The 17,572-nt window shown below is 56.7% G+C and carries 14 protein-coding genes; 6 read left to right on the plus strand and 8 right to left on the minus strand.

The window, feature by feature from the left end; genetic code table 11:
- Positions 1–1,367, minus strand: a 1,367-nt coding sequence (locus DOU50_RS21580) for a helicase HerA-like C-terminal domain-containing protein (protein ID WP_148770229.1), incomplete at its 3' end; no start/stop codon positions are given.
- 137 nt (positions 1,368–1,504) lie between these two features.
- Between DOU50_RS21580 and DOU50_RS21585 the strand changes: the two genes are divergently transcribed.
- Positions 1,505–3,145: a dihydroxyacetone kinase subunit DhaK gene (locus DOU50_RS21585; protein ID WP_148770231.1), complete on the plus strand. Its 1,641-nt coding sequence runs from the start codon at positions 1,505–1,507 to the stop codon at positions 3,143–3,145.
- 43 nt (positions 3,146–3,188) lie between these two features.
- On the opposite strand, the gene ahr is transcribed toward DOU50_RS21585, so the two are convergent.
- The 5 genes from ahr to pepA form a co-directional block, all read right to left on the minus strand.
- Positions 3,189–4,208: an NADPH-dependent aldehyde reductase Ahr gene (gene ahr, locus DOU50_RS21590; protein ID WP_148770233.1), complete on the minus strand. Its 1,020-nt coding sequence runs from the start codon at positions 4,206–4,208 to the stop codon at positions 3,189–3,191.
- 83 nt (positions 4,209–4,291) lie between these two features.
- Entirely contained in the window at positions 4,292–4,795 is a 504-nt protein-coding gene (locus tag DOU50_RS21595; protein ID WP_024906342.1) for a GNAT family N-acetyltransferase, read from the minus strand.
- 123 nt (positions 4,796–4,918) lie between these two features.
- A complete protein-coding gene (locus tag DOU50_RS21600) occupies positions 4,919–7,774 on the minus strand; it encodes a valine--tRNA ligase (RefSeq protein WP_148770235.1) in 2,856 nt (951 codons plus the stop codon).
- The gene (gene holC / locus DOU50_RS21605; protein WP_008502815.1) at positions 7,774–8,217 is read right to left on the minus strand and encodes a DNA polymerase III subunit chi; all 444 of its coding nucleotides are present in this window, start codon (positions 8,215–8,217) and stop codon (positions 7,774–7,776) included. Before holC ends, DOU50_RS21600 begins: the two co-directional genes overlap by 1 nt.
- Before the next feature lie 118 nt (positions 8,218–8,335).
- Complete coding sequence (pepA, locus tag DOU50_RS21610; protein ID WP_024906344.1) at positions 8,336–9,847, minus strand: leucyl aminopeptidase; 1,512 nt, start codon at positions 9,845–9,847, stop codon at positions 8,336–8,338.
- 266 nt (positions 9,848–10,113) lie between these two features.
- Between pepA and lptF the strand changes: the two genes are divergently transcribed.
- The 5 genes from lptF to mtgA all read left to right on the plus strand — a co-directional run bounded on the left by lptF (position 10,114) and on the right by mtgA (position 16,373).
- Positions 10,114–11,214, plus strand: a complete 1,101-nt coding sequence (gene lptF, locus DOU50_RS21615; RefSeq protein ID WP_024906345.1) for an LPS export ABC transporter permease LptF — start codon at positions 10,114–10,116, stop codon at positions 11,212–11,214.
- Positions 11,214–12,296: an LPS export ABC transporter permease LptG gene (lptG, locus tag DOU50_RS21620; protein WP_024906346.1), complete on the plus strand. Its 1,083-nt coding sequence runs from the start codon at positions 11,214–11,216 to the stop codon at positions 12,294–12,296. The genes lptF and lptG overlap by 1 nt, the downstream gene beginning before the upstream one ends.
- Positions 12,297–12,431: 135 nt before the next feature.
- Positions 12,432–14,765: an aerobic respiration two-component sensor histidine kinase ArcB gene (gene arcB / locus DOU50_RS21625; protein ID WP_024906347.1), complete on the plus strand. Its 2,334-nt coding sequence runs from the start codon at positions 12,432–12,434 to the stop codon at positions 14,763–14,765.
- A gap of 232 nt (positions 14,766–14,997) precedes the next feature.
- A complete protein-coding gene (elbB, locus tag DOU50_RS21630; RefSeq protein WP_032645081.1) occupies positions 14,998–15,651 on the plus strand; it encodes an isoprenoid biosynthesis glyoxalase ElbB in 654 nt (217 codons plus the stop codon).
- Entirely contained in the window at positions 15,648–16,373 is a 726-nt protein-coding gene (gene mtgA / locus DOU50_RS21635) for a monofunctional biosynthetic peptidoglycan transglycosylase (RefSeq protein WP_148770237.1), read from the plus strand. Before elbB ends, mtgA begins: the two co-directional genes overlap by 4 nt.
- 39 nt (positions 16,374–16,412) lie before the next feature.
- On the opposite strand, the gene npr is transcribed toward mtgA, so the two are convergent.
- Together npr and rapZ are read right to left on the minus strand one after the other, a co-directional pair.
- Positions 16,413–16,685 carry a PTS phosphocarrier protein NPr gene (gene npr, locus DOU50_RS21640; RefSeq protein ID WP_003861872.1) on the minus strand — a complete coding sequence of 91 codons (273 nt, stop codon included), beginning with the start codon at positions 16,683–16,685 and terminating at the stop codon, positions 16,413–16,415.
- Positions 16,682–17,536 carry an RNase adapter RapZ gene (gene rapZ, locus DOU50_RS21645; protein WP_014885397.1) on the minus strand — a complete coding sequence of 285 codons (855 nt, stop codon included), beginning with the start codon at positions 17,534–17,536 and terminating at the stop codon, positions 16,682–16,684. The genes npr and rapZ overlap by 4 nt, the downstream gene beginning before the upstream one ends.
- Between the last annotated feature and the right edge of the window lie 36 nt (positions 17,537–17,572).

The raw sequence follows: 17,572 nt of genomic DNA on the forward strand, positions 1-17,572 counted from the left end.
AGGATGTCTTTGAGCCCCCCGAGAATACCGTCATCCACGGCGACAGACTGTCCTTTAGCGGCGGGCGCATCCTGCGATTCGGTGGTCGCCTGTACCCCTTTTTGCAGCATCTCGAACGCGGACTCGCGATCCACCTCGTCTTCGTACTTCCCGTAAACCGGAGAGTGGTTAATCAGGCCGTTACGTTCATCGTCGGTTACCGGCCCCATGCGCGAGCAGGGGGCAATCACCATGGCGCGTTCCACCACGGACGGGCTGCCCTTCGCATCCAGGAAAGAGATCAGTGCTTCACCAGTGCCTAACGCCTGAATCGCCGCTTCAGTATCAAAGGCAGGATTGGCGCGCATGGTTTGCGCGGCGGCTTTCACCGCTTTCTGATCCTTCGGCGTAAAGGCGCGCAGGGCGTGCTGCACGCGGTTACCGAGCTGACCGAGCACGTTATCCGGGATATCCGACGGGTTTTGCGAGACAAACCAGACGCCGACGCCTTTGGAGCGGATCAGGCGAATGACCTGTTCAATTTTATCCAGCAATACCTGCGGCGCGTCGTTAAACAGCAGATGCGCCTCGTCAAAGAAGAACACCAGCTTCGGTTTTTCCAGATCGCCCGCTTCCGGTAGCTGTTCATACAGTTCGGAGAGCATCCACAGCAGGCTGGCGGCGTAGAGCTTTGGCATCTGGTAGAGTTTTTCCGAACTCAGAATGTTGATGATGCCTTTGCCGCTGCTGTCGGTGCGCATCCAGTCTTTGATATCCAGCATTGGCTCGCCAAAGAAGTGTTCGGCACCCTGTTGCTCCAGGGTCAGTAGCCCACGCTGAATGGCGCCCACCGAGGCGCTGCTGATGTTGCCATACTGGTTCTGGAAGGATTTGGCGTTATCGCCGATATACTGGGTAATGGCGCGCAGATCTTTAAAATCAAGCAGCAGCAGCCCCTGATCGTCGGCAATGCGGAAGATAATATTCAGCACGCCGGACTGCACGTCGTTGAGGTTAAGCAGACGGGCCAGCAGCAGCGGGCCGAGATCGGAGACGGTGGCGCGCACCGGATGGCCTTTCTCACCAAAGATATCCCACACCACCACCGGATTGTTATGCGGCGTCCAGTCCGTGATGCCTATATTCTTCATCCGTTCGAGCAGTTTTTCAGAGGCCGTCCCTTCCTGAGCGACACCGGTTAAATCGCCTTTCACGTCAGCCATAAAGACCGGTACGCCAATCTCCGAAAGCGACTCCGCCAGCTTTTGCAGGGTGACGGTTTTCCCCGTCCCGGTCGCGCCGGTGATCAAACCGTGGCGGTTCGCCATCGCGGGCAGTAAATACAGCTCTTTTTCCAGCGTCCGGGCAATTAACAATGGTGTACTCATGATGCGCTTCCTCTCTTAGTCCTGGGTGGAGTATAGGCAACCTGATAGCAATTTGGTTGAGTAAATTCCTGACTTTGCGGCGCATTATCCAGCGCGGACTATGCTTTTGCATACGGTTCACAAAATAGTGGGAAACTATGTCCAGATTCTTCTTTAACGATCGCAAACAGCTGGTCAACGATGCCATTGAAGGCATACTGCTTTCTGCGCCACATGCCAATCTCGTCAAGCTTGATATCGATCCGGCCATCAGGATCGTCGCACGCGGCGACTGGGACAAAAGCCGCGTGGCGGTGATCTCCGGCGGCGGCTCAGGCCACGAACCCGCACACGCCGGGTTTGTCGGCAAAGGGATGCTGACGGCGGCAGTGTGCGGCGATCTGTTTGCCTCGCCGAGCGTGGATGCGGTGCTGAATGCCATTGTGGCGGTCACGGGCGATCGCGGCTGTCTGCTGATCGTCAAAAACTACACCGGCGACCGCCTGAACTTTGGTCTGGCGGCCGAAAAGGCCAAGCGCTATGGCCTGAAGGTGGAGATGGTGATTGTGGCAGACGATATCGCGCTGCCGGATAACAAGCAGCCGCGCGGTATTGCCGGTACGGCACTGGTGCACAAGATTGCGGGCTATGCGGCGGAGCAGGGGAAATCGCTGAGCGAGGTGCGGGATATTGCGCAACAGGCCTGCGATAACCTCTGGAGCCTGGGCGTTGCGATGCAAACCTGTAATCTGCCGGGCAGCGACGATGAAGAGGGGCGCATTAAGCAAGGCCACGTCGAGCTGGGTCTGGGCATTCACGGCGAGCCCGGCGCTTCCGTCGTAGATACGCAGAACAGCAAAGCGATTATCGACACGCTGGTGACGCCGCTACGCGCGCAGGCGGGAGAGGGGCGCTTTGCGGTATTGATTAACAATCTTGGCGGCGTATCGGCGCTGGAGATGGCGCTGCTGACCAAAGAGCTGGCGCATTCGGCGCTGAAAGAGGAGATCGCGTATCTGATAGGCCCCGCGCCGCTGGTGAGCGCGCTGGATATGAAAGGCTTTTCTCTGACGCTGCTGAAGCTTAACGATTTCTTCGAAAAGGCGATTCACGCCGAGGTTGAAACGCTGGGCTGGCAGAAGCCCGTGGCGTTTGCGCCGCTGCGCACCGTGGCGCATAGCGCTATTCACGATCGCGTGGAATACACCCCGTCTGACAATCCGCAGGTGGGTGAGTATGTCTCCTCGGTAACGAGGACGCTGATCCAACTCGAAAACCGTCTGAACGCGCTGGATGCCAAAGTGGGCGATGGCGATACCGGCTCCACCTTTGCGCAAGGGGCGCGGGATATTGCGCAGCGCCTGGAGGAGAACACGCTCCCGCTTAATGACGTGTCTAAGCTGCTGCTGCTGGTTGGCGAGCGGCTGGCTACGGTGATGGGCGGGTCGAGCGGGGTGCTGATGTCGATCTTCTTTACCGCGGCCGGGCAAAAGCTGCATGACGGACACGCCCTGCCGGATGCACTGTTGAGCGGACTGGCGCAGATGAAGCAGTACGGCGGAGCGGATCTTGGCGATCGCACGCTGATCGATGCGCTGCAACCGGCGCTGGAGGCGTTACAGAAAGGCAATATTCAGGCGGCAGCGCAGGCCGCGCAGCAGGGCGCAGAAGCAACGTCGAAAATGGCGAAAGCCGGCGCGGGACGCTCGTCATATGTCAATAAAGAGAACCTGGATGGGGTGATGGATCCGGGAGCGGTAGCGATAGCGGAAGTATTTAACGTATTGGCGCAGCAGTGAAAGTAGGCCGGGTAAGGCGAAGCCGCCACCCGGCAAACTCACATCAGAAATCTGCTTTCAGCACCACGCGATAACGGGCTTTGCCGTCGCGCACGTGCTGGATGGCTTCGTTGATTTTCGACATCGGGTACAGTTCCGTAGTCGGCGCCACTTTGGTGCGTCCGGCAAACTTCATCAGTTTGCGCAACTCGAACGGCGTGCCGGTCGCAGAGCCGGATACGCTGCGATCCCCGCCGATCAGGGTAAACGCCGGAACCGGCAGCGGCTTCATGACGGCACCCACGGTGTGGAAGTTACCGCCGTAGGCCAGCGCTTCAAAGTACGGCTGCCAGTTGAGATCGACGTTGACGGTGTTGATGATCAGGTCAAACTGACCCGCCAGCGCGTTCAGGGCATCGGGATCGCGGCTGTTCACGACTTTATCCGCACCCATCGCCAGCACTTCTTTCTCTTTCGCCGGGTTCGAGCTGAACGCCGTCACTTCACAGCCCATCGCGTGCAGCAGTTTGATGGCAATATGCCCAAGGCCACCAATACCGATGACGCCCACGCGGCTGGTGGCGGTGATATGGTGCATCAGCAGGGGTTTGAAGACGGTGATCCCGCCGCACAGCAGCGGACCAGCGGATTCGATATCAATGCTGTCCGGCAGCGGGATGACCCATTGCCAGTCGGCGCGCAGCTTGTCGGCGAAACCGCCTTTGTTCAGAATGGTGGGAACGGCGCCTTCGAGGCAGTTGATCTGATTACCGCTGATACAGGCATCGCAGTGACCACAGCTGCGTGCCGTCCAGCCAATGCCCACGCGCTGGCCCACTTTCAGCCCTTTGTCCTGCGCGGCGCTACCGAGCGCGACAACGCGGCCAATGACCTCGTGCCCGGCAATCAGTGGATAGCTTGAAAAGCCCCATTCGTTGTCGATCATCGAGAGATCCGAGTGGCAGATCCCGCAGTAATCAACCTGTACTTCGACGTCTTCTGCTTTTAGTTCGCCCGCGTCGTACTCGTACAGCTCAAGTTCTGCACCCGCCTGCGGTGCGGCGTAGCTTTTTATCTTCGACATCGTGTTTCCCCCGTTGTGGTGTGAACTGAGAGTGTAGAGTATTCAGTTCAGCGCCGCTTAACAGAAGGGGGCAGCAAAGATATTTACAGACTTTTCAGCATCCTGACTTCGCAATCAACATGGCCGGTACAGCCCAGCGGCGCATCGATATGCTCAAAGCCCAGATGTTCATACAGGCCGATGGCCTCTTTGAGGAAGGCGGTCGTTTCCAGGTAGCAGCGGGTAAAGCCCTGCTTGCGCGCGTGGTCCAGCGCCATCAGCGCCAGCTTTTTTGCCAGTCCTTGTCCGCGCGCCGCTGGCAGGAAATACATTTTCTGCAGTTCGCAGATGTCCGGCTCGCTGCAGCTGAGGGGCGCCACGCCGCCGCCACCCACCACCTGGCCATTCTGCTCGATTACCCAGTAGGCATGCCCTGGCTGGCTGTAGAGCTGGAAAAGCGCGTCCAGGTTCGGGTCCGCAACCGTGTAGCCTTTGTCAGCCGTCAGGCCATATTCGGCAGAAACGGTGCGGATAACGGCGGCGATAGCCGGGTTATCCTGCTCAGTGATCCGACGCATCGTCGTCGCGACGGGGGTAATCACGCTCATAGCATTACTCATTACAAAAATTGACACATAACTGCTGTTAATAGCACCGCAGAAGGGGGAGTGCAAGCGAGGAGTTTTCAGGAAGGTTACCCCTTACGCCCTGAAGCGTAAGGGGTAAAAGCATTACAGCGCGGCGATAACCGCCTGCTGCTCAATCAGCTTGGTCTTCGCATCGGCGAAGGCAACCAGACGCTCACGCTCTTTCGCGATGACCGCTTCCGGCGCGCGGGCGACAAAGCCTTCGTTCGCCAGCTTGCCTTCGATTTTGCCAATTTCCACGTCGACTTTCGCCACTTCTTTCGCCAGACGAGCCAGCTCAGCGTCTTTGTCGATCAGACCTGCCATTGGGATCAGCAGCTCGGCGCCGTCGATGATTTTGGTCACGGAAACCGGACCTTTGTCATCCGCAGGCAGCACGGTGATGCTTTCCAGACGCGCCATGGTCTTGAGGAAGGTGTTGTTCTCGGTGACGCGACGAACAGCCGCTTCGCTGCAGCCGCGCAGCAGCAGTTCCAGCGGTTTGCCAGGGGCGATGTTCATTTCAGCACGAATGTTACGCACCGCCACGATAGCCTGTTTCAGCCACTCGGTATCCGCGGACGCCGCTTCATCAACCTTAGCCGCATCGAATTCCGGGAACGGCTGCAGCATGATGGTGTCAGCGTTGATGCCTGCAATCACCTTCACGCGCTGCCAGATGGTTTCGGTGATAAATGGAATGACCGGATGCGCCAGGCGCAGCAGACCTTCCAGAACGGTAATCAGCGTGTTGCGCGTGCCGCGCAGTTCCGCCTCAGTACCGCCGTTCATCACCGGCTTCGCCAGCTCCAGATACCAGTCGCAGAACTGGTTCCAGGTGAATTCATACAGGATGCCCGCCGCGATATCGAAGCGGTAGCTGTCCAGCGCCTCGCGGAACGCTTTCACCGTCTGGTTGAATTCCGCCAGGATCCAGCGGTCCGCCAGAGACAGGGTCATTTCGCCGCCGTTGAAGCCGCAATCCTGATCTTCGGTGTTCATCAGCACGAAGCGGCTGGCGTTCCACAGCTTGTTACAGAAGTTACGGTAACCTTCCAGACGCTTCATGTCCCAGTTGATGTCACGGCCGGTCGAGGCCAGCGCCGCCAGGGTGAAACGCAGGGCGTCGGTACCGTGAGCCTCAATCCCGTTCGGGAACTGCTTCTCGGTGCGCTTGCGGATTTTCTCCGCCAGCTGCGGCTGCATCATGTTGCCGGTGCGTTTTTCCAGCAGCTCTTCCAGAGAGATACCGTCAACCATGTCCAGCGGGTCAATCACGTTACCCTTGGATTTGGACATCTTCTGGCCTTCGTCGTCGCGGATCAGACCGGTCATGTAGACGGTATGGAACGGAACCTGCGGCTTGCCGTCTTCATCTTTGATGAAGTGCATGGTCATCATGATCATGCGGGCAATCCAGAAGAAGATAATGTCGAAGCCGGACACCATCACGCTGGTTGGGTGGAACTGACGCAGCGCGTCGGTGTTTTCTGGCCAGCCGAGGGTGGAGAAGGTCCACAGCGCGGAGGAGAACCAGGTATCCAGCACGTCTTCGTCCTGACGCAGGGCAACGTCTGCGCTCAGGTTGTTTTCCTGACGCACTTCATCTTCGCTGCGGCCAACGTAGACGTTGCCGTCGTTGTCGTACCATGCCGGGATACGGTGACCCCACCACAGCTGACGGGAGATACACCAGTCCTGAATATCGCGCATCCAGGAGAAGTACATGTTTTCGTACTGCTTCGGTACGAACTGAATGCTGCCGTTTTCAACCGCTTCCACAGCCGGTTTCGCCAGCACGTCGGCACGCACGTACCACTGGTCGGTCAGCATTGGCTCGATAACCACGCCGCCACGGTCGCCGTACGGCACGGTCAGGTCGTGAGGCTTGATCTCTTCCAGCAGGCCCAGTGCGTCAACGGCAGCCACAATCGCTTTACGCGCGGCAAAGCGTTCCAGCTTCTGGAACTCGGCCGGGATGTCGCTGGAATAAACGTCGGATTCGTTGCCTTTGGTGTCGTACACTTCTGCGCTTTCGCGGATATCGCCGTCGAAGGTCAGAATGTTGATCATCGGCAGGGCGTGACGACGACCCACTTCATAGTCGTTGAAGTCGTGCGCCGGGGTGATTTTCACGCAGCCGGTGCCTTTTTCCATGTCGGCGTGTTCGTCGCCCACAATCGGAATACGGCGGTTTACCAGCGGCAGCACCACGAATTTGCCAATCAGATCTTTATAACGCGGATCTTCCGGGTTAACGGCCACGCCGGTATCGCCCAGCAGGGTTTCCGGACGGGTGGTCGCGACCACCAGGTAATCTTTACCGTCGGCGGTTTTTGCGCCGTCGGCCAGCGGATAGCGGATATGCCACATGGAGCCCTTGGACTCGCGGTTTTCCACTTCCAGGTCAGAAATTGCGGTGCGCAGTTTCGGATCCCAGTTTACCAGGCGCTTGCCGCGGTAAATCAGGTCTTCTTTGTACAGACGGACGAAGACTTCTTTCACGGCGTTGGAGAGACCTTCATCCATGGTGAAGCGCTCGCGCTCCCAGTCCACGGAGTTGCCGAGGCGGCGCATCTGACGGGTAATCGTGCCGCCGGATTCCGCTTTCCACTGCCAGATTTTGTCAATGAACGCGTCGCGACCGTAGTCGTGGCGGGTTTTCCCTTCTTCAGCGGCAATTTTACGCTCAACCACCATCTGGGTCGCGATACCCGCGTGGTCAGTCCCCGCCTGCCACAGGGTGTTTTTCCCCTGCATGCGCTGGTAGCGGATCATGGTGTCCATGATGGTCTGCTGGAAAGCATGACCCATATGCAAACTGCCGGTGACGTTCGGCGGCGGGATCATGATGCAGAAGGACTCTTTGCTTTCGTCGCCGTTAGGCTTGAAATAGCCCTGCTGTTCCCAGTGCTCGTAAAGCGGCTGTTCGATATCGCGTGGGTTATATATCTTTTCCATTATTTCCAGGTTGCCGTATTCAGGTTAAAACCAGCCAGGCGGTACGCTTTATAGCGTTCGCGCGCCAGTTGTTTCAAAGATTCTTCGTAAGGGACAAAGTCTACCACTTCTGTGAAAGCGGTGGCAAAATCTGCAAAATCTATCCGCAGGCTAATCAGAATATCGCGCGCGCTGCTGTTGCGCTTTTGCGGCCAGGCAATTTCAACCGGTGCTCCACCGCGCGGGCCTTCGCCCGACAGGTTATGCGGGACAAAACTCTCCGGCGGACGCGCCCACAGCGCCTCATCAAGGCGAATGGCCTGCTGTTCATCTTCACAGGCAATCAGAACGCGTTTACCTGCGCGCCAACGTTCTGCGGCAATTTCACACACCAGCTGTTCGACGGCGCTGAGGCCATCCTGATGGGTGTCGTTGTCCAGAAGGTAGAACGTTGCATTCTTCATATATGGGGCTTCTTGTCGTGGATTTAAATGCAAAGCCGGGTGGCGCTACGCTTACCCGGCCTACGGTTGAGTGACGCTTTAGGCCGGGTAAGGCGAAGCCGCCACCCGGCGTTTTACATCACTCGTCGCCGTTAAAACCCGCACGATTGAGCAGGAACTGCGACAGCAGCGCCACTGGACGACCGGTTGCGCCTTTGGCTTTGCCGGAGCGCCATGCGGTGCCCGCGATATCCAGGTGCGCCCAGTTGTACTTGCGGGTGAAGCGTGCCAGGAAGCAGCCCGCGGTGATCGCCCCGCCAGGACGTCCACCGATGTTTGCCATATCCGCGAAGTTAGACTCCAGCTGCTCCTGATATTCGTCACCCAACGGCAGACGCCATGCGCGGTCACCGGCCTGTTCCGAGGCGCCGATAAGCTCGTGCGCCAGCGGATTGTGGTTCGACATCAGGCCGGTGATGTGGTGACCCAGCGCAATCACGCAGGCGCCGGTGAGGGTGGCGACGTCAATTACCGCTTCAGGCTCGAAGCGCTCAACGTAGGTCAGCACGTCACACAGCACCAGACGGCCTTCGGCGTCCGTATTCAGCACTTCAACGGTCTGGCCGGACATGGTGGTCAGCACGTCACCCGGACGATAAGCACGCCCGCCAGGCATGTTTTCGCAGCCCGCCAGTACGCCGATAACGTTAATCGGCAGCTGAAGTTCAGCGACCATGCGCATCACGCCGTAAACCGCCGCCGCGCCGCACATGTCGTATTTCATCTCGTCCATGCCTTCGGCAGGCTTGATGGAGATACCGCCGGAATCGAAGGTCAGGCCTTTACCGACCAGCACGACAGGGCGCGCGTCTTCGGCCGGGTTGCCCTTGTACTCGATGACGGACATCAGGGATTCATTCTGCGATCCGTTACCGACCGCCAGGTAAGAGTGCATCCCGAGCTCTTTCATCTGCTGTTCGCCGATGACGCGGGTAATGACGTTTTTGCTGTAGGCGTCGGCCAGCTGACGCGCCTGAGAGGCCAGGTACGCCGCGTTACAGATGTTAGGCGGCATGTTGCCGAGATCTTTGGCCGCTTTAATGCCGGCTGCGATCGCCAGACCGTGCTGGATCGCGCGTTCGCCGCTGGTCAGTTCGCGACGGGTTGGCACGTTAAAGACCATTTTACGCAGCGGACGACGCGGCTCGCTTTTATTGGTCTTCAACTGATCGAAGCTGTAGAGGCTCTCTTTTGCCGTTTCGACCGCCTGACGCACTTTCCAGTAGGTGTTACGCCCTTTGACGTGCAATTCAGTCAGGAAGCAGACGGCTTCCATTGAGCCGGTATCATTCAGCGTATTGATTGTTTTCTGAATCACCTGCTTATACTGACGTTCATCCAGCTCGCGTTCTTTGCCGCAGCCAATCAGCAGAATACGCTCTGACAGTACGTTCGGAACATGGTGCAGTAACAGCGTCTGCCCAGGTTTGCCTTCCAGTTCGCCACGGCGCAGCAGGGCGCTAATATAGCCGTCACTGATTTTATCGAGTTGCTCGGCGATCGGGGAGAGTCGGCGTGGTTCAAAGACGCCCACAACGATGCAGGCACTCCGCTGTTTCTCCGGGCTACCGCTTTTTACACTGAACTCCATGCACTACGCTCCTGAATCTTAAAGACAACGGCGGCTGCTACGGATAGAATTGAAACCTTTCGTAACTCATGTCCGCTGTTGTGGTGACTTCGTGTTAATCTTACGTTACTACGGTTTCGACACGTCAGAAAAAGTCCTGAAGCGTGAATCCGCTGGATGTTTTAATCTTAGCGATGATTTCGACGACTCAAGAGAATAAATGACGTTTAAGCCATGAAACAAGCGAAATTCCTGCAAAGAGACGGGTTTTTACGGGCGTATTTAAAGTGATAATCATAAGATATCTGGTGCGGGAGACGCTCAAAAGCCAACTGGCGATCCTCTTCATCCTGCTGCTGATTTTTTTCTGTCAGAAGCTGGTTAAGATCCTCGGTGCGGCCGTTGACGGCGAAATTCCAACAAATCTGGTGCTTTCCCTGCTTGGTTTAGGGATCCCGGAAATGGCGCAGCTCATCCTGCCGCTAAGTCTTTTCCTTGGCCTGCTCATGACGCTTGGGAAACTCTACACCGAGAGTGAAATCACGGTGATGCATGCCTGTGGTCTGAGCAAAGCGGTACTGGTGAAAGCGGCCATGATACTGGCGCTGTTCACGGGTATTGTTGCCGCGGTGAATGTGATGTGGGCGGGCCCCATGTCTTCCCGTCATCAGGACGAAGTGCTGGCCGAAGCGAAAGCCAACCCCGGCATGGCGGCGTTAGCCCAGGGGCAGTTCCAGCAGGCGACCGACGGCAACTCCGTGCTGTTTATTGAGAGCGTTGACGGCAGTAAATTCAACGACGTCTTCCTGGCGCAGTTACGTCCCAAAGGTAACGCGCGTCCTTCCGTGGTGGTGGCAGATTCCGGTCAGCTTGCTCAGCGCAAAGATGGTTCTCAGATCGTGACGCTGAATAAAGGCACCCGTTTCGAAGGCACCGCGATGCTGCGCGACTTCCGTATCACGGATTTCCAGAACTATCAGGCCATTATCGGCCATCAGGCGGTGGCGCTCGATCCAACGGATACCGAGCAAATGGACATGCGGACCCTCTGGAATACCGATACCGACAGAGCGCGCGCTGAGTTCCACTGGCGTATTACGCTCGTCTTTACCGTGTTTATGATGGCGCTGATTGTCGTTCCGCTGAGCGTGGTGAACCCTCGCCAGGGACGCGTGCTCTCTATGCTGCCGGCGATGCTGCTTTATCTGATCTATTTCCTGCTGCAAACCTCGATTCGTTCTAACGGCGCGAAGGGTAAGCTGGACCCTATGGTCTGGACATGGTTCGTCAACAGCCTGTACATCTTACTGGCGCTAGGGTTAAACCTGTGGGATACGGTGCCAGTGCGCCGCATACGTGCCCGATTCTCGCGTAAAGGAGCCATCTAATGCAGGCGTTTGGCGTTCTTGATCGCTATATCGGTAAAACCATTTTTACCACCATCATGATGACCTTGTTCATGCTGGTGTCGCTCTCCGGCATTATCAAATTTGTCGATCAGCTGAAAAAAGCCGGGCAGGGGAGCTATGACGCGATGGGCGCGGGGATGTATACCCTGCTCAGTGTGCCGAAAGATGTGCAGATCTTCTTCCCGATGGCGGCCCTGCTGGGCGCGCTGCTGGGGCTGGGAATGCTGGCGCAGCGTAGTGAGCTGGTCGTTATGCAGGCCTCAGGCTTTACCCGCATGCAGGTCGCGCTGTCGGTAATGAAAACCGCGATCCCACTGGTGCTGTTGACCATGGCGATCGGCGAGTGGGTCGCGCCGCAGGGCGAACAGATGGCGCGTAACTACCGTGCGCAGGCAATGTACGGTGGCTCACTGCTCTCGACTCAACAAGGTTTATGGGCGAAAGACGGTAAAAACTTCGTCTACATCGAGCGGGTAAAGGGGAATGACGAACTGGGTGGGGTGAGCATCTACGCTTTCGATGACCAGCGCCGTCTGGAGTCCGTTCGCCACGCCTCTTCGGCGAAATTTGACGCCGAACATAAGCAGTGGCGGTTATCCCAGGTTGATGAATCTAACCTGACCGATCCGAAACAGATTACGGGTTCTCAGACGGTAACCGGGACGTGGAAGACCAACCTGACGCCCGATAAGCTCGGGGTCGTGGCGCTGGATCCAGACGCGCTCTCCATTAGCGGTTTACACAACTATGTGAAATACCTGAAGTCGAGCGGGCAGGATGCGGGACGTTATCAGCTCAACATGTGGAGCAAAATCTTCCAGCCGATGTCCGTGGCGGTGATGATGCTGATGGCGCTGTCGTTTATCTTCGGCCCGTTACGCAGCGTGCCGATGGGCGTGCGCGTCGTGACCGGTATCAGTTTCGGCTTTGTGTTCTACGTGCTCGACCAGATCTTCGGTCCGCTGACGCTGGTTTATGGCATTCCGCCGATAATTGGTGCGCTGCTGCCAAGCGCCAGTTTCCTCCTGATCAGCCTCTGGCTGTTGTTGAAACGCTCCTGATTGACCTCTCCTCGCTTCCGGTTCACCGGGAGCGAGGCTAATCTCCTGTTTCACCCCGCACTTTTTCTCACAACCTTCAACGCCTCGCCCTGAATTTGAGTATTATTGAGCGATAAAGTCGTGAAGGGATCCTCTATGAAGCAAATTCGAATGCTTGCCCAGTATTACGTCGACCTGATGATGAAGCTTGGGCTGGTGCGTTTCTCTATGCTGCTTGCGCTGGCACTGGTCGTTCTGGCCATTGTCGTGCAAATGGCCGTCACCATGGTTCTGCATGGTCAGGTCGAGAGTATCGACGTCATCCGCTCCATCTTCTTTGGCTTGCTTATTACCCCCTGGGCGGTCTATTTCCTTTCCGTGGTGGTTGAACAGCTGGAAGAGTCCCGACAGCGATTGTCTAAGCTGGTCGATAAACTGGAAGAGATGCGCGAGCGTGACCTGAAGCTCAACGTCCAGCTTAAAGACAACATTGCGCAGCTGAACCAGGAGATTTCAGATCGTGAGAAGGCGGAGGCCGAGCGCCAGGCCACGCTGGAGCAGCTGAAAATCGAAATGAAAGAGCGCGAGGTCACCCAGATCCAGCTTGAGCAGCAATCCTCTTTCCTGCGGTCGTTCCTCGATGCTTCGCCGGATCTGGTGTTTTACCGTAATGAGGATAAAGAGTTTTCCGGCTGTAACCGGGCGATGGAGTTGCTCACCGGGAAAAGTGAGAAGCAGCTGATTAACCTGAAACCGCAGGACGTTTACTCTGAAGAGGCGGCCGCCAAGGTCATGGAGACGGACGAAAAAGTATTCCGCCATAACGTCTCTCTGACCTATGAACAGTGGCTGGATTACCCGGACGGACGCAAAGCCTGCTTTGAGATCCGTAAGGTGCCCTACTATGACCGCGTGGGGAAACGCCATGGCCTGATGGGCTTTGGCCGCGACATTACCGAGCGTAAGCGCTATCAGGATGCCCTTGAGCGTGCCAGCCGCGACAAGACCACCTTTATCTCCACCATCAGCCACGAGCTGCGTACGCCGCTTAACGGCATCGTCGGGCTGAGCCGTATTCTGCTGGATACCGACCTGACCGCAGAGCAGGAAAAATACCTCAAGACTATCCATGTTTCGGCGGTCACGCTGGGTAATATTTTCAACGATATTATTGACATGGATAAGATGGAGCGCCGTAAAGTTCAGCTTGATAATCAGCCTGTTGATTTCACCAGCTTCCTTGCCGATCTGGAAAACCTGTCCGGCCTGCAGGCGCAGCAGAAGGGGCTAAGTTTTGTCATGGAGCCAACCCTGCCGCTGCCGCATAAAGTGGTGACAGACGGCACGCGTTTGCGCCAGATCCTGTGGAACCTGATCAGCAACGCGGTGAAATTTACCCAGAAGGGGCAGGTTGCGGTGCGCATCCGCTTTGACGAAGGCGACATGCTGCACTTCGAGGTAGAGGACTCCGGGATGGGTATTCCGCAGGAGGAGCAGGACAAAATCTTCGCCATGTACTACCAGGTGAAGGACAGCAACGGCGGAAAACCAGCTACCGGAACGGGCATTGGCCTGGCGGTCTCTAAACGACTGGCGAAGAGCATGGGGGGCGATATCACCGTTGCCAGCCAGCCGGGTAAAGGGTCAACCTTCACGCTGACGGTCCATGCGCCGGCGGTGGCGGAAGAGGTGGAAGATACCTTTGAAAATGACGATATGCCGCTCCCTGCGCTGCACGTCCTGCTGGTGGAAGACATTGAGCTGAACGTGATCGTGGCGCGCTCCGTGCTGGAAAAACTGGGCAACAGCGTCGATGTCGCGATGACCGGTAAGGCCGCGCTGGAGATGTTTAAACCGGGTGAATACGATCTTGTTCTGCTGGATATTCAGTTACCGGATATGACCGGGCTGGATATCTCGCGCGAGCTGACGCGTCAGTACGCGGCCGACGAACTGCCGCCGCTGGTTGCCCTGACGGCGAACGTACTGAAAGATAAAAAAGAGTATCTCGATGCCGGTATGGACGATGTACTCAGCAAGCCGCTGGCGGTGCCTGCTCTGACCGCCATGATTAAGAAGTTCTGGGATACCCGTGATGAAGAGGAGAGCACCATGACGTCTGTTGATAGCGCAAAAGCCCAAACGATACTCGATACCGCGATGCTGGAGCAGTACATCGATCTGGTCGGCCCGAAACTGATTACTGATGGTCTGGCGGTGTTCGAAAAAATGATGCCGGGCTATCTGAGTGTGCTGGAATCAAACCTGACGGCGCGTGACCAGAAGGGCATCGTGGAAGAAGGACATAAAATTAAAGGTGCCGCCGGTTCGGTTGGCCTACGCCACCTGCAGCAGTTGGGTCAACAGATTCAGTCGCCTGATTTACCTGCATGGGAAGATAACGTGGGTGATTGGGTTGAAGAGATGAAGCAAGAGTGGCAAAACGATGTGGCGGTGCTTAAAGCCTGGGTTGACGCCAGAAAAAAATGACCCCGGATTAACCGGGGTGCGCGAATACTGCGCCAACACCAGGGAAATCGTGGCTGCGCCTGTTTTTAAACGTTATTTTCGAAAGGGCGCCGCCTGAAAAATTTAGGCCGCACGCAGATAAGATAGCAAATCTTAAATGGTTTGTTACATGAATCAGTGAAATGTGTGAAGCATAGCGTTTTAATCAAAATTATTAATGTGCTTCAGCAAGTTGCAGAAAAGGATTGTCATGATGAAAAAGATTGGTGTCGTGCTGAGCGGATGCGGTGTTTACGATGGTTCTGAAATACACGAAGCCGTCATTACGCTGCTGGCCCTGGCTAAGCAGGGAGCAGAGGTGATTTGTTTTGCGCCAGACAAAAATCAGGCGGATGTGATTAACCATCTGACCGGTGAGCCGATGGCGGAAACCCGTAATGTACTGATTGAAGCCGCGCGTATTGCGCGAGGTGATATCCATCCTCTTATCCAGGCAGACCCTACAGAGCTTGATGCGCTCATTGTGCCGGGTGGGTTTGGCGCGGCCAAAAATCTCAGTACCTTTGCTGCGCAGGGCGCGGAGTGTCAGATCGATCCTCATCTGAAAGCGCTGTCGCAGGCTATGCATGCGGCAGGAAAACCGCTGGGCTTTATCTGCATCGCACCCGCGATGTTGCCTAAGATTTTTGATTTCCCGCTGCGCCTGACCATCGGGACGGATATTGATACCGCAGAGATCGTCGAGGAAATGGGGGGCGAACACGTTCCGTGCCCGGTAGATGACATTGTGGTTGATGAAGATAACAAAATTGTCACCACGCCTGCGTATATGCTGGCGAAGAATATTGCAGAAGCTGCTATGGGGATCGAAAAGCTGGTCGCCCGCGTGCTGGTGTTGGCTGAATGAGTCGTCAATCCGGTGCCGGCGCGTGGGTAAAACGTACCCTGTTGCGCATCGTTCTGGTGCTGGCGGTGTTTTGGGGCGGTGGACTCGCCCTGTTCAGCATTATGCCAGTCCCGTTCTCTGCCGTGATGGTTGAGCGCCAGCTCGGCGCGTGGCTCAGCGGCGATTTCAGCTATGTTGCCCACTCTGACTGGGTAAGCATGGACGAGATCTCGCCGTTCATGGGTCTGGCGGTCATCGCGGCGGAGGACCAGAAATTCCCGGAGCACTGGGGGTTCGACGTGGCGGCCATTGAGAAGGCGCTGGCCCATAATGAACGCCATGAAAACCGCGTGCGCGGTGCCTCAACCTTGTCGCAGCAGACGGCCAAAAATCTGTTTCTGTGGGACGGCCGCAGCTGGGTGCGAAAGGGGCTGGAAGCGGGGTTGACCCTGGGGATGGAAACGGTCTGGAGCAAAAAGCGCATTCTGACCGTCTATCTCAACGTCGCTGAATTTGGCGACGGTATTTTTGGCGTGGAAGCTGCCGCGCAGCGTTATTTCAATAAGCCAGCCAGCCGTCTGAGCATGTCAGAAGCAGCACTATTGGCAGCTGTCTTACCTAATCCCATCCGCTTTAAAGCCAGCGCCCCATCAGGGTACGTGCGAAGCCGTCAGGCGTGGATCCTACGCCAGATGAATCAGCTGGGTGGAGAGGGTTTTATGCAGCGTAACAATCTTATGTAGGGCGGGTAAGCGCAGCGCCACCCGCCGAAGGGGCGAACGCTAGTCTTCGTCAAATCCGGCGTTAAACAGGGCAATCACCGCCGCCAGCGCTTCCTCTTCCTGAGGTCCTGTGGCTTCGACTTCAATCTGGCGCCCTTTGGCGGAATCCAGCATTAGCAGGGCGATCACGCTGTTCGCTTCCGCTTCGGTACCTTCGTCATTCCGCAGCAGAACCTCTGCATCGAAACCCTGCATCAGCTCAAACAGTTTCATCGCCGGGCGCGCATGCATGCCCAGCTTATTGGTGATCTCAACGGTCTGTTTTACGGTCATGTTTTACGTTTTTCCAGCGTGCGATGACGGGACTGAACGTTCTTCCCGCGCGAGCGGAAATAGTCGGCCAGCTGTTCGGCGATATAAACCGAACGATGTTTACCGCCGGTACAGCCAATCGCCACCGTCAGGTAGCTGCGATTGTTTGTCTCCAGCATAGGTAACCATAGCTCAAGGTAGCTTCGCGTCTGGTAGATAAAATTGTGAACTTCTGTGTGCCGGTCGAGGAAGGCCGCGACGGGTTTATCCAGACCGGTCATGGGACGCAGCTTCGGATCCCAGTGCGGGTTCGGCAGGAAGCGCACGTCGAAAACGTAATCCGCATCAATCGGAATACCGTGCTTAAAGCCGAAGGATTCGAACACCATCGTCAGTTCGCGCTCGCGCTTGCCCAACAGTCGGGTACGCAGCATTTCCGCCAGCTCGTGAACGGACATCTCAGAGGTGTCGACAATCAGGTCGGCACGAGAGCGCAGCGGCTCCAGCAGATCGCTCTCTTCATCGATCGCGCTCTCCAGTGAGAGGTTCTTACTGGAAAGCGGGTGCAAGCGACGGGTATCGCTGTAGCGACGGATCAGCGTATTGCGGTCTGCATCAAGGAACAGCAGCTGAGGCGAGAACGCATCAGGCAGGTTGCTCATGGCCTGTTCGAAGATCTCTGGCGATTCAGGCATGTTACGGACGTCGATGCTGACGGCGGCAGAGGTTTGTCTCTCCGCAAGCGTGCGGGCCAGGTCGGGCAATAACACGACCGGCAGGTTATCGACGCAGTAAAAACCCATGTCTTCCAGCGCGCGCAGAGCAACGGATTTCCCCGACCCTGAACGGCCACTGACAATCATCAGCACCATGTTCCGTTTCTCCTCAGGACAACAGATGTGAAGGCC

Source organism: Enterobacter sp. C6, assembly GCF_008122455.1.
Lineage (GTDB): Bacteria > Pseudomonadota > Gammaproteobacteria > Enterobacterales > Enterobacteriaceae > Enterobacter > Enterobacter pseudoroggenkampii.